13 protein-coding genes are annotated in these 12,681 nt (G+C 73.7%); 6 read left to right on the top strand and 7 right to left on the bottom strand.

From position 1 onward, the window contains the following. Positions 1-270: 270 nt before the first annotated feature. Positions 271-951, top strand: coding sequence for a hypothetical protein (locus ACWD5O_RS31310; protein WP_354963463.1), 681 nt, complete (start codon positions 271-273; stop codon positions 949-951). Between the two features lie 51 nt (positions 952-1,002). Here ACWD5O_RS31310 and ACWD5O_RS31305 read toward each other — a convergent pair whose 3' ends face one another. The 4 genes from ACWD5O_RS31305 to ACWD5O_RS31290 form a co-directional block, all read right to left on the bottom strand. Next, positions 1,003-1,644 (bottom strand): hypothetical protein, encoded by a 642-nt coding sequence (locus tag ACWD5O_RS31305; protein WP_354963462.1) that lies wholly within the window; start codon positions 1,642-1,644, stop codon positions 1,003-1,005. Between the two features lie 32 nt (positions 1,645-1,676). Continuing rightward, positions 1,677-2,735, bottom strand: coding sequence for a type III polyketide synthase (locus ACWD5O_RS31300; protein ID WP_354963461.1), 1,059 nt, complete (start codon positions 2,733-2,735; stop codon positions 1,677-1,679). 86 nt (positions 2,736-2,821) lie between these two features. Continuing rightward, complete coding sequence (locus tag ACWD5O_RS31295; protein WP_354963460.1) at positions 2,822-3,991, bottom strand: acyl-CoA dehydrogenase family protein; 1,170 nt, start codon at positions 3,989-3,991, stop codon at positions 2,822-2,824. A 42-nt stretch (positions 3,992-4,033) separates the two neighbouring features. Beyond that, positions 4,034-4,807, bottom strand: coding sequence for a methyltransferase domain-containing protein (locus ACWD5O_RS31290; protein ID WP_450087551.1), 774 nt, complete (start codon positions 4,805-4,807; stop codon positions 4,034-4,036). 46 nt (positions 4,808-4,853) lie between these two features. Between ACWD5O_RS31290 and ACWD5O_RS31285 the strand changes: the two genes are divergently transcribed. From ACWD5O_RS31285 to disA, 4 genes are all read left to right on the top strand, one after another. Beyond that, positions 4,854-5,693, top strand: coding sequence for a UbiA family prenyltransferase (locus ACWD5O_RS31285; RefSeq protein ID WP_354963458.1), 840 nt, complete (start codon positions 4,854-4,856; stop codon positions 5,691-5,693). Between the two features lie 140 nt (positions 5,694-5,833). Continuing rightward, positions 5,834-6,592, top strand: a complete 759-nt coding sequence (locus tag ACWD5O_RS31280; RefSeq protein WP_354963457.1) for a hypothetical protein — start codon at positions 5,834-5,836, stop codon at positions 6,590-6,592. An 83-nt stretch (positions 6,593-6,675) separates the two neighbouring features. Continuing rightward, complete coding sequence (gene radA / locus ACWD5O_RS31275) at positions 6,676-8,133, top strand: DNA repair protein RadA (protein WP_354963456.1); 1,458 nt, start codon at positions 6,676-6,678, stop codon at positions 8,131-8,133. Between the two features lie 131 nt (positions 8,134-8,264). After that, entirely contained in the window at positions 8,265-9,449 is a 1,185-nt protein-coding gene (gene disA, locus ACWD5O_RS31270) for a DNA integrity scanning diadenylate cyclase DisA (protein ID WP_089021854.1), read from the top strand. Positions 9,450-9,455: 6 nt separating this feature from the next. On the opposite strand, the gene ACWD5O_RS31265 is transcribed toward disA, so the two are convergent. The 3 genes from ACWD5O_RS31265 to ACWD5O_RS31255 all read right to left on the bottom strand — a co-directional run bounded on the left by ACWD5O_RS31265 (position 9,456) and on the right by ACWD5O_RS31255 (position 11,396). Beyond that, positions 9,456-10,172, bottom strand: a complete 717-nt coding sequence (locus tag ACWD5O_RS31265; RefSeq protein WP_354963455.1) for an RAD23 family protein — start codon at positions 10,170-10,172, stop codon at positions 9,456-9,458. A 118-nt stretch (positions 10,173-10,290) separates the two neighbouring features. Then, positions 10,291-10,887, bottom strand: a complete 597-nt coding sequence (locus tag ACWD5O_RS31260; protein WP_354963454.1) for a peptide deformylase — start codon at positions 10,885-10,887, stop codon at positions 10,291-10,293. Further along, positions 10,884-11,396, bottom strand: a complete 513-nt coding sequence (locus tag ACWD5O_RS31255) for a glycine cleavage system protein R (protein ID WP_354963453.1) — start codon at positions 11,394-11,396, stop codon at positions 10,884-10,886. The genes ACWD5O_RS31260 and ACWD5O_RS31255 overlap by 4 nt, the downstream gene beginning before the upstream one ends. 96 nt (positions 11,397-11,492) lie before the next feature. Between ACWD5O_RS31255 and ACWD5O_RS31250 the strand changes: the two genes are divergently transcribed. Further along, positions 11,493-12,389 (top strand): A/G-specific adenine glycosylase, encoded by an 897-nt coding sequence (locus ACWD5O_RS31250; RefSeq protein WP_450004520.1) that lies wholly within the window; start codon positions 11,493-11,495, stop codon positions 12,387-12,389. Positions 12,390-12,681: the final 292 nt, after the last annotated feature.

The following is a 12,681-nucleotide window of genomic DNA, read 5'->3' as shown; positions in this document are numbered from 1 at the left end:
CGATGTCCTGACCGTTGGCGCAGCTCAGGGGCCCTGTGAGAGGTCTTTCTTCAGCTTGACAGGCGGTCAAACCGATGGTTCGAACACGCTCCGTAACGCACGGATGACTTCCCGGTACGGGTGAACAGAACGTCGAGATCAAGGGCTATGCGCTCACCTCATGGTATCCCGCCGGGCGGGACCGCGCCCAGGTGTAGCGGGAGGTGCCCCCGGTGCGGGACGCTGGAGGCAGCACCACACTCCGCTCTCGAGACGCTGCCAGGGGGTCCGATGGGCAAGCCGGACGCAGAGGGCCACGGGCTGCCCGACCTGCCACCCGAGTGGGGTCGGGTGGTCGTCCCCGACGACGCGTCCGCACTCGCCACCGAGGCCGCCCAGATCCGCCGTGAGCTGCGCCGGACCACCGGCCTACCGGGTGGGCACCGCGCCATGGCCCTGCCACTGCTGATCCTGCTGGTGGCCGTGCTCACCACACTGGCCGGCCTGCTGGCGGTCACCTGGCCGCGCGCCAACCGTGGCGCCGACCGCCCGACCCCGGCTCCCTACGCGCCACCCGCGCCCCTCGCCGGGCGGGCGCTGCCCGCGCTGGACCTGGTCGACGCCGGCCAGTCACCGGTACCCCTGCGCGGCCTACTGCCCGCCATGATCATCCTGGTGGACGGCTGCCCGTGCGCGGACCGGGTGGCCGAGGCCGTGGCGGCGGCGCCCGCCGGGGTGGCCGTGGTCACCGTCAGCGGAGGGCGGGCGGTTACCGCCCCACCGCCGGTCGGGCGGGACGTCCGCGCCCTGGCCGACCCCGCTGGCGGGCTGCGCTCGTTCCTGGGCGAGCCGGCGCGCAACGACACCGCGACCGCACTGCTGGTCGACCGCGCCGGCGTGGTGACCCGGGTGCTACCCGAAGTGGGGCCGGTCGACGCGTACCGGGAGGACCTGACCGCCCTCGCCCGCTGAGGTGGCCTCGCCGGACGGCCCGGCCAGCGAACGCCGGACGTACGGCTCGGGTCAGGACAGCTCGACGAATTGAGCCTCGACGTCGACCGGCTCCTCGCCGGCCGTCGACAGCGACACCCGGATCGGGCCACCGATCGCGTCGACGTCGGCCATGTTGAGCGCGCCGTCACAGTCGATCCGGGACGGTCCCGTCAGCCGCGCGCCGGTGACCACCACCAGCATGCCGCCCGGCCGGGTGCAGCGGTACTGCAGCAGATAGCGGCCGCCGTCGCCCGAGGCCTCCCGGATCACGCTCTTTCCAGGGGTGAGCGTCGCCCGCTCCCGCCAGATCGTCGCGCTGAATCCGGGCAGCCCGTCCGCCGGGTCCCCCTGGGATACGAACTCATCCGCGGGGCCGTCAAGGTCGGTGATCCTGCCCGTCTCCGGGTCGATCCACACCGACGAGGTCTCCCCCTCGCGGGCGATCACACTCGTCTCCGAATCCAGCTGCACCGTGCGCCGCACGTCGGGCACGCCGGAAGGCGTGCCACTTCCCGGCCCGATCTCGTCCGGCCGGACGGTCGGGGTGGGAGCCGGCTGGGCCGTCGCAGCGGGCGCGGCGGCACGCCACCACCAGCCGCCGACGGCCAGGGCGGCCAGGGCCACCCCGACCAGCGCCGCCGAACGCAGCCGGTCGTCCGCCGCAGCATCCATGCGGCGAGCGTACCGGCCGGGTCGCGCGGCGATCAGCCCTGTCGATCGAGCAGCACGGCGTACAGGGTGAGGCCGGGACCGAACGCCAGCATGACGATCCGCCGGGGCGCCGCCGTCGCGCGGCTCAGCCGATCGAGGATCAGCAGCACGGTCGGGGAGGAGCAGTTGCCGTGCTCGTCGAGCGTCGCCCGGGACGCCGCCAGCGCCTGCGGCGGGAGGGCCAGCTCCCGCTCGACCACGTTGAGGATGCGCGGCCCGCCCGGGTGCACCGCCCAGCCGTCCACCTCGGAGACCGTGGTGCCGTGCCGGGCCAGCAGGTCGTCGACCAGCCCACGGACGTGCCGGGAGAGCACCTGCGGCACCTTCGGCGACAACCCCATCCGGAAGCCCGCGTCGGTGACGTCCCACGTCATGTGGTCGGCGGTGGACGTGTCGGTGATCGAGGTGACCTCACGCATGACGTACCCCGGGCCGCCCGGCATCACCACGGCGGCGACCGCGGCGTCCGAGAAGAGCGCATGCGAGACGATCTGCTGGGTGTCCACCCGGGCGCTGGACGGCTGGATGTGCAGGCTCGTCAGCTCCGCGCAGAGCAGCAACGCTGGACGGCCCCGGGCGGTGACGAAGTCGCTCGCCGCGCCCAGCCCCGGCAGCGCCGCGTAACAGCCCATGTGACCGACGAACATCCGCTGGGTGTCCGGAGCCATGCCGAGATCCCGGGCGAGCAGGATGTCGAGCCCGGGGGTGGCGTACCCGGTGCAGGAACAGACGATGAACAGCCCGATGTCGCCGGCGCCCAGCCCGGCCGCGGTCAGCGCACGGCCGACCGCCTCCTTGCCCAGCGGCAGCGCCTCCACCTGGTAGCGGCGCATCCGGCGTTCGGTCGGCCAGTCCGAGACGTCCTCCAGCAGGGGATTGACCGCGGCCTGTCGGCGCGTCACCCCCGAGTTCGCGAAGATCCGCTGGGCCAACGACCGGGTGGTGCCGGAGAAGTGCCGGGAGAAGAAGCCCTCCCACAACTCGTCCTGCGAAGCGGACGGCGGCTGTGCCGTCCCGAGCCCCGCGATCACTGGTACGGCCACGATCCCCACCTCTCGTCCGACCCGATCCTCCCCCGACTCCTCCCCCCCGGCCATCCCGGCCAGCCGATCCCCCGCGCCGGTCCAGCCGCACCGGCTCACCAACGTGGGGCCGATCCGTCACGGTCCGGATCCCCGCCCAGCGCGGCAATACCGAGCCAGTCGGCGCAGACGTCCGACGTGGCCGGATGCAGCGAGCCGCAGCGGGCGTCCCGGTAGAGACGCTCCAACGGGTGGCCGCGCCGCGTCGCCGAGGTGCCCGCCGCCTCCAGCATCGACGCCGCCACCTCGGCGGCCGTGGTGCCGGCGAGCAGCTTCGCCCGCCACACCCAACGGTTGGTCTCCGCGTCACCCGGCGTCTCGTCCACCCGGCGGGCCGCCTCGGCCACCACCAGCTGGGCCGCCGCCGTGGCCGCGTCCGCCCGCCCCAACCGCGCGCGCACGGCCGGCAGACCGGCCAGGTTGCGGGCGTTGAGGTGCTCGGCCGCCGCGTCGATCGCCGCCCGGGCCACCCCCACGTAGACCGCCGCGTAGCTGGCCACCAACCAGTGCGGCATCAGCTGGGCGACCACCAGGGCGAGCCCCTCCACTCCGCCCAGCAGCCGGTCGGCCGGCACCGTGACGTCCAGGTGCAGGTCGTGCGACGAGGTGGCGCGCATGCCGAGCGCGTCCCAGGTCGGCTCGACGGTCAGGCCCTCCGGGCCGGCAGGCACCAGGAACTGGGAGACCACCGACTGGTCCGCGGTGCTGCGCGCGGCCACCAGGTAACCGTCGGCGTGCCCGGCGCCGGAGCAGAAGGTCTTGCTGCCCTTGAGGCGCCAGCCCGCATCGGTCGCCTCGTAGACCGTGCTCAGCTGGGAGAGCCGGGCCCCGGCGCCGCGCTCGCTCATCGCCACCGCGTACCAGGAGCCCTGCGCCGCGGCGGTGAGCAGCCGGTCCCGGGCGGCCAGCGCCTCGTCCGGCACGCCCAGCGCCTCGGCCAACTCCTCGGTGACCGCGCCCAACGCGCCGGTCACCGAGGCGTGCATGTTGAACACCAGGGCGGTCGCGCCGTTGCCTCGGGCAAGTTCGGTCGCCACCGCGGCGTACTCGGCGAAGCTGGCGCCCAGGCCACCCAACGACCGGGGCACCATCAACCCGAACAGGCCGGCCTCCCGCAGGTCACGGAAGTCCTCGACCGGAAAGGAGCCGTCCCGGTCGTGTTCCGCCGCCCGCGCGGCGAACCGCGGCGCCAACCGGCGGGCCGCCTCCAGCGCGTGCACCGTCATATTGCCCCCTTCTCGGCGTCCCTTACCCCCGCCACGGCCCGACTATCCGTTGCGGACCCCCCGGCCCTGGTATAGCACCGAGGTGGACCGGGTCGGCACGATGCGCGGAGCACGGCCGGTGGCCGCCGCACCGGGCCTCCGGGCGGCGCGGGCCCGCCGCAACAGCCAGGTGACCAGGCCACCGACCTGAGGTCGGATGCCGCGCAGCCGCAACACGACGCCATGCCGCTCGCACTCGGCCACCAGCGCCCGGGCATCCACGAACAACTGTGGATCGTGGATGCCGCGCGGCACGGTCGGCAGTCGCTCGGCGATGCGCACCGCGACCAGCCGGGCCAGTGCGGTGTCGTTCAGGGTGTCCAGCACCAGCAGCCCACCCGGGCGCAGCAGCCGGCACGCCTCGGCCACCGCGCGCGGCCAGGCCGGGACGTGTTCGAGCAGCTCACCTGCGGAAACCACGTCGGCGCAGCCATCGGCGAGCGGGACCGCGGTGACGTCGGCCTGGATCACGCGCACCCCGTGCCCGGCTGCCTGGACCAGCGCCGAGCGGGTCAGGTCGACCCCGACGTGCCGGTATCCCTTGCCAGCCAGGTGCGGCGCGAGCAGCCCGGCACCGCAGCCCAGGTCGACCAGGAGCGCGTCAGGGCGGGCAGCCGGTGGCACCAGTGCCGCGCGGGCCTCGGCGAGCCAGTGCAGCATCGCGAACGCGCCATCCGGCCGCCACCACTCACCGGCCAGATCGTCGTACTGGCGCGGATCGTTGCGCGGCAGCACCCGGGGGCCGGTGGACGCCGCGGCCGCAGCCACGTCTCGCATGGCTCCGAGCGTGGCACGACTGCTCGGTAACGACCAGACTTCCCTTATGTCGTCGAGGGTGTTAGGGCTGGTCAGGGCGAGCCATCCGGAACCGGCCGCGGCGGTGACCACAGTGGCGGGTCTGCTGGCCTGGGGAGTGGGGCACCGGCCGGCCGGAATCGCCTCGGTGGTGCTCGCGGTGCTGGCCAGCCAGCTCGCCGTGGGCTGGACCAACGACGCGCTGGACGCCGAACGGGACGCCACGGTGGGGCGTACCGACAAGCCGGTCGCCACCGGCGCGGTCGGCCGCCGCACCACGGCCTGGGCCGCGGCGGCGGCCGCGGTGGCCTGCCCGCTGCTGGCGCTGACCACGAACCCCACGGCGGCGTTCTGGCTCACCGTCGCCCTGGTCTCCGCGCTGCTCTACGACTGGCCGCTCAAGGCCACCGCGTTCTCGGTGCTGCCGTACGCGGTCTCCTTCGGCGCGCTGCCCGCCTTCGTGGTGCTGGGGCTGCCCGACGAGCCGACCCCGCCGGCCTGGCTGCTGGCGGCGGCCGCCTGCCTGGGTGCCGGGGCGCACTTCGCCAACGTCCTGCCTGACCTGGCCGACGACGCCCGCACCGGGGTGCGGGGCCTGCCGCACCGGTTGGGCCCAACCGGCAGCCGGGCCGCCGCGGCCGGGTTGCTCCTCGCGGCGACCGCGGCCCTGGTCCTCGGGCCGCCCGGGCCACCGTCGGTGATCGGGATGACGGCGGTGGGCGCGGCCGCCGTGGTGCCGGCGCTGGGCTGGTACGCCGGGCGCTCGGCGGTCCGGGCCGGCCGCCGGCCGGTGGCCGCCTTCCGGGCGGTGATGCTGGTGGCCCTCATCGACGTGGTCCTGCTGGTGGTGAGCGGTCGGGTGGTGTGACCGGCACCCGGGAAGGTGGCATTGCCCGGGTCCGCGTGCGGGCCTCGATCAGCTCCAACTACCCTGGAGCGCGGTCTGCGCGGGTATGGCCACCGTGCCCGGCGTACGGCCGGGTGGGGATCGTGACGAGGAGGACCGACGTGACGCGCTCGATCAGGGGATCCCGGCGGGCGGCCCTGTTGCTGTCCGGGATTGCGGTGACGACCAGCCTGCTGGCGTCCGGGTGCGGCGCCGGCCAGATCGCCGAGACCGCCAAGAAGGCGACGTCGGTCCAGGGCGTGAACCTCTCGTCCGGCAACGGCGTCTTCGCGGTGCGTGGCCTGCTGGTCGAGTACCCGGGCACCGAGGGCTACCGGGCTGGGCAGGACGCAACACTCAACGCCGTGATCTACAACGACTCGAAGGACACGGTGACGGTCACCGTCACCACCGAGAGCGCCCGCGAGGTCGTGATCAGCGGCGGCTCGGAGAGCCCGTCGCCGTCCGCCTCCGAGTCGGCCTCCGCCAGCCCGTCCGCCTCCGACTCCGGCTCGGCCAGCCCGTCGGCGACCCCGTCGGAGACCGGATCGTCCTCGGCCACCCCGTCCGCCCCGGAGTCCGCGCGGGCGTCCGGCTCGGCCAGCCCCTCCACTCCGGGTCAGCCCGCCCGGATCGAGCTGGCTCCGCTGAGCTACCTCCAGCTCAACTCCGAGGCCACCCAGCAGCTCCGGCTGATCGGCCTGACCGAGGCGCTGCGCTCCGGCCAGAACGTCGTCGTGACCTTCGACTTCGGTAACGGCAACACGCTCACCGGCCCCGCGCCGGTCGCGGTGCCGCTCACCCCGGCAGCGCCCCCCTCGCCGATCATCGAGCGCGAGGGCGGCTACGAGGGTGACGAGGGCGGCACGACCCACGGCTGACCCGAGCGACATCGACAAACGCCCCGGCGTGGTGACCACCACGCCGGGGTGTTTTCGTCGTACGCGAGGGCTAGCGTCCTGATGTGACCACCTCCCGATCGACCCCTCCGCGCGGCGGCACGGCCAGCGGCGCCCGCGGTCGGTCCACCGCCCGCGAGCCACGCCCGGCCTACGAGTGCGACGCCTGTGGCCACCAGCCGCCGAAGTGGGTGGGGCGCTGCCCGGAATGCGGCGAGTGGGGCTCGGTGGTCGAGTGCACGGTGACCGGCCCGACGGTCTCCGGTCGGGTGGTCAGCTCCCGGCTTCCCGCCGAGCCGGCCCGACCGATCGCCACCATCAGCGCCGCACCGGCCCGCGCCCGGCCCACCGGGGTGAGCGAGCTCGACCGGGTGCTCGGCGGCGGCCTGGTCCCGGGCGCGGTGGTGCTGCTCGCCGGCGAGCCGGGCGTGGGCAAGTCCACCCTGCTGCTGGACGTGGCGCAGCAGTGGGCCGTCGGCGCCGGCAGCCCGTCGCTCGTGGTCAGCGGCGAAGAGTCGGTCAGTCAGGTACGCCTCCGCGCCGAGCGGATGGGCACCCTGCACGACCAGCTCTACCTCGCGGCGGAGAGCGACCTGGCGGCGGTGCTCGGGCACCTCGACGCGGTCAAGCCGGGCCTGCTGGTGCTCGACTCGGTGCAGACCATCTCGACGACCGGCACCGAGGGGGTGCCCGGTGGGGTGACCCAGGTCCGGGCGGTCACCTCGGCGCTGGTCTCGGTCGCCAAGGAGCGGGGCATCGCCACGGTGCTGGTCGGGCACGTCACCAAGGACGGCCAGGTCGCCGGCCCCCGGGTGCTGGAGCACCTGGTCGACGTGGTGCTGCACTTCGAGGGCGACAAGCACTCGTCGCTGCGGCTCGTGCGCGGCGTCAAGAACCGGTTCGGCGCGGCCGACGAGGTCGGCTGCTTCGAGATGCACGAGGGCGGCATCAGCAGCCTCGCCGACCCGTCCGGGCTGTTCCTGACCCGTTACTCCGAGCCGGTGCCGGGCACCTGCGTGACGGTGGCGATGGAGGGGCGCCGCGCCCTGGTCACCGAGGTGCAGGCACTTATCGGCGCGACGGTCGCCGGCTCGCCCCGGCGTACGGTCTCCGGCCTCGACTCGGCCCGGCTGGCGATGGTGCTCGCGGTGCTGCAACGCCGCACCGAGCGGCTCACCCTGCACGACCGGGAGGTCTTCGCGGCCACCGTGGGCGGAATCCGCGTGGTGGAGCCGGCCGCCGACCTGGCGGTCGCGCTGGCGGTCGCGTCCGGCGGGCTCAACCTGGCCATCGCGCCGCACCTGGTGGCGATCGGCGAGGTGGGGCTGACCGGCGAGGTGCGCCGGGTCGGGGCGGTGCCGCGCCGGTTGGCCGAGGCGGCCCGGCTCGGGTTCAAGGTGGCCCTGGTCCCGCCCGGCTGCGGCCCGGCCAGCACCGGTGCCGGTCCCGAACAGATGCGGGTGACCGAGGTCACGGACGTCCGCTCGGCGTTGCACCATGCCGCTCGTGCGTCCGCCGAGTGACCCACCGTGTCGACGGGGACGGCGATACCGGACAGCACGCCGCAAGCGGGAAACGGCTGAAGGGGCGGCATCGTGACACATCACAGTAACCACGACAGCACCCACCGCACGGCAGTCCGTAGACTGTGCCCGTGCCGATCGACCGCGATACCACCAAGCCTGCCGGCGCGCCGCCCCACGCCCGCACCGGCGGCGTGGGCTCGCCCGCCCGCACGATCAGTGTCAGCGTGACCGCGGGAGCCGCCGGGAGCGCCGGGGACCCGCTGCGGGCGAACCTCGCCCTGATGGCACCCGGCACCGCGCTGCGGGACGGGTTAGAGCGCATTCTGCGCGGCCGCACCGGCGCGCTCATCGTGCTCGGCTACGACAAGGTCGTCGAGGGCCTGTGCACCGGCGGCTTCCCCCTGGACGTGGAGTTCTCCGCGACCCGGGTGCGGGAGCTCTGCAAGATGGATGGCGCGGTCGTGCTCTCCAGCGACGGCACCCGGATCGTCCGGGCGGCCGTGCACCTGATGCCCGACCCGTCCATCCCGACGGAGGAGTCCGGCACCCGGCACCGCACGGCCGAGCGGGTGGCCCGGCAGACCGGCTATCCGGTCATCTCGGTCAGCCAGTCGATGCGGATCATCAGCCTCTACGTCAACGGTCAGCGGCACGTGCTCGACGACTCGGCGGCCATCCTCTCCAGAGCCAACCAGGCGCTGGCCACCCTGGAGCGCTACAAGCTCCGGCTGGACGAGGTCTCCGGGACGCTCTCCGCTCTGGAGATCGAGGACCTGGTCACCGTGCGGGACGCGGTGGCGGTGGTGCAGCGACTGGAGATGGTCCGCCGGATCGCCGACGAGATCGCCGGCTACGTGGTCGAGCTGGGCACCGACGGCCGTCTGCTCGCCCTCCAGCTCGACGAGCTGATGGCCGGCGTGGACGCCGACCGGACGCTGGTCATCCGGGACTACCTCCCGGTCGGCCGCAAGTCCCGCACTCTGGACGAGGCGCTGGTCGAGCTGGACCTGCTCGGCGCCACCGAGCTGATCGACCTGGTGTCGGTGGCCAAGGCCATCGGTTACCCGGCCGCATCGGACGCGCTGGACGCCGCGGTCAGCCCTCGGGGCTTCCGGCTGCTGGCCAAGGTGCCCCGGCTGCCGGTGCCGGTGGTCGACCGGCTGGTGGTGCACTTCGGCAGCCTCCAGCGGCTGCTGGGCGCCACGGTGGAGGACCTGCAGGCAGTCGAGGGGGTCGGCGATGCCCGGGCCCGGGGTGTCCGCGAGGGGCTGTCCCGGCTCGCCGAGGCATCAATCCTGGAGCGGTACGTCTGACCCGGCTCAGCCGGTGACTGTGACCTTTACCGGCGCGCTGAGCTTGGTGCCGACCCGGGCGAACACCTGGTACGTCCCGACCGGCGGGAAGGGGCCGGCGGCCAGCCCACTGCCGTCGCAGCGGGTGGTGTCCCGCCCGTTCCAGCCCACCTCGTAGGAACGCTCGAAGTTCGGGGTGAAGGACTGCACGTCCGAACCCTTGACCTTGCCGCAGGTGTCCGACGACCACACCTTCTCGGCCCCGGACTTGATGAAGATCTCCTGAAGGTCGGCACCGACGTTCCGGCTGCACGTCCGGTCCGAGGTGTTCTTGATCTTGAGCTTCAGGTCGACGACCGCTCCGCGTTGAACGGAGGTGGGCCGTGCCACCGAGGTCACGCTGATCTCCGCATCGGTGCAGGTGCCGTCGTCCACCGACCCGGCAGCCGAGCCCGGTGGCGGGTCGTTGCTGGTGGTCTCCGGGCTCGGACTCCCGTTGTCAGGATCGTCGGACGCTGGCGGAGCGCCGGTCTGCGGGGTCAACACCGGCCCGCCGGGACCCGGGCTCGCGGCGGACGTCGGAGCAGACGTCGGCGTCTCCCCCGCCTGCGGCCGACCGTCGGAGCGACCCGAGCCGGTGCACGAGTAGAGCAGGACAATCAGGAAGAGAAGCCCCGCTCCGAGTACGACGGCGCGACGCCGCCAGTACACGGCGGGTGGCAGGGGGCCGACCGTCAGACGCATGATGCCTCCCACCGTAGCGGCGCTGCGCCCCCCAGCCCGCCGCGACGCGCCGGAGCGCCGCCGGCACCACCCGGTAACCGTCCACTGAGGACGACCTTGTCGATCGTCCGGCGCACCGTCAGAGGTAGACCTTGCGCTGATAGACGGCGTGTGCGCCGGCCACCCGGTCGAGGAAGAGCAGCCCGGCGCAGTGGTCGATCTCGTGCTGCAACGCGCGCGCCTCGAAGCCGTCGGTCACCAGACGGACCGGTTCCCCGCTGCCCGGCAGGTCGCCCTCCACCACCAACCGGCTGGCCCGCTTCACGTCCCCGGTCAGGTCCGGCACCGACATGCAGCCCTCCCGGCCTGGTTTCCACCGGGTCGCCTCGACCACCCGGGCGTTGCAGAGCACGAAGGTGCCGTGCACGGTGACGGCCTTCGGATGCCCGGTCACGTCGACGGCGAACACCCGGGCCGCCACCCCGATCTGCGGTGCGGCCAGGCCGACGCAACCCGGCGACACCCGCATGGTGGCGACGAGGTCGGCGGCCAACCGGACGGTGTCCCCCGCGGTTGGATCGACCTCGCCGCCGGCCCGGCTCAGCACCGGGTGCGGGGCCGACACCACCGCGCGCACCTCGCCCGGCTCGGCCAGCGACTCCGGCGTCCAGTCGCCCAGGCCGACGTACGTCCCGACGTTCCAGTCAGTGCCCGGGTCGCTCCGCTCGCCGGTCACAGCAGATCCGGATCCGCCGGCCGGAGGGTGACCTCGACCCCCAGCTCGGCAGCCGTCCGATGCAACCGGTCGGTCAGCCCGTCGGCGACGCCGGCCGGCAACTCCACCTCAGCCAGCACCACGTAGAGCGAGCCGGCCAACCGGGTACTCAGGTCGGTGACGTTCCCGCCGGCGTCCACCAGCACCCGGGTCATCGCCGCGACGATGCCCATCCGGTCCGACCCGTGCACCGCCATCACGTACGGCTCGCCCACCGGGGCCACCTCACCGTCCGGGATGACCGCGCGTACCGTCGCCAGAAGCTGACCCTCGGCGGCCAGCGGCGCCAGCGCCGCCTCGACCTCGGTGGCGGCCGGACCGGTGCAGATGAGGGTCATCGCGAAGTGCCCCCGCAACCGGGTCATCGTGCTGTCGGTGAGATTGGCGCCCAGTCGGGCCAGCACCTCGGCGACGTCGGCCACGATGCCCGGCCGGTCCCGACCGATGACGGTGATCGCGAGCTCGTTCATCCGGGCATTCTGCCCGATCCGTCGGCCGCCGCCGTGACACCCCGCCCGAGCCGCCCATCCAGCGGGAACGCGCCGCGTGACATCATCGACGGCGCGATGACTCAACCCGATTTCGCCACTCTGATCAGCCAGTGGTACCGACAGCACGCCCGTGACCTGCCGTGGCGCGAGCCCGGGGTCAGCCCGTGGGCCATTCTGGTCAGCGAGGTCATGCTCCAGCAGACGCCGGTGGTCCGGGTGGTCCCCGCCTGGCAGGCGTGGTTGGCCCGCTGGCCGGACCCGGCCGCGCTGGCGGCGGACAGCCCGGCCGAGGCGATCCGGATGTGGGGGCGCCTCGGCTACCCCCGCCGGGCGGTCCGGCTGCGGGAGTGCGCGGTCGCGATCGTGGACCGGCACGGCGGCCAGGTGCCGGACCGACTGGAGCAGCTTTTGGCGCTGCCCGGGGTCGGCACGTACACGGCGCGGGCGGTGGCCGCGTTCGCGTACGGGCAGCGGCACCCGGTGGTCGACACGAATGTGCGCCGGGTGGTCTGCCGGGCGGTGGCCGGCGAACCGGACGCGGGGGCGGCCACCCGGCCCGCCGACCTGGTCGCGACCGAGGAGCTGCTGCCCGCCGAGCCGGCCGCAGCGGCCCTGGCCAGCGCGGCGTTCATGGAGCTGGGCGCGGTGATCTGCACGGCCCGTTCACCGCGCTGCACGGCCTGCCCGGTCGAGTCGGTCTGCGCGTGGAGGGCCTCCGGGCAGGAGGCGCCGGCCGGACCCACACGCCGCCCCCAGCGGTACGCGGGCACCGACCGGCAGGTACGCGGGCTGCTGCTCGGGGTGCTCCGAGAGAACACCGGACCGGTGCCGCACCAGCGGCTGGACCAGGTCTGGACCGACGACGTGCAGCGCGCCCGGGCCCTGGCCGGCCTGGTTCAGGACGGGCTGGTGGAAGCGGTCGGGGCCGACTCCTTCCGCCTCGCCGGCGACGGCCCGTCCCTACCCGCCTGATCACCTCCGCCGACGCGGCCGGGGCGAGGTCGGCAACGAGCGCTATACCTCAGAGGCATATTCATACCTCTGAGGTATAGCGCCAAAGACAGTGACCGCCACCCGGTGGGGGCCGCATCGGACGGACACCAACCGCCGAGGGGTGGAAGCCGCGCACACGGCAAGGACACGGGGACAGCAAAAAAAGCGGGGCCCCGGTGGGGCGCCGCCCCGGGGCCCCCCCCCACAATGGGGTTGTGTTTATAGAAACCGCCGAAAGGGAAATCGGGGGGTATGGTAAAAATGTTAATAA

It is taken from the genome of Micromonospora sp. NPDC005161, assembly GCF_053599855.1.
This window is presented reverse-complemented; position numbering and strand designations above follow the sequence as displayed.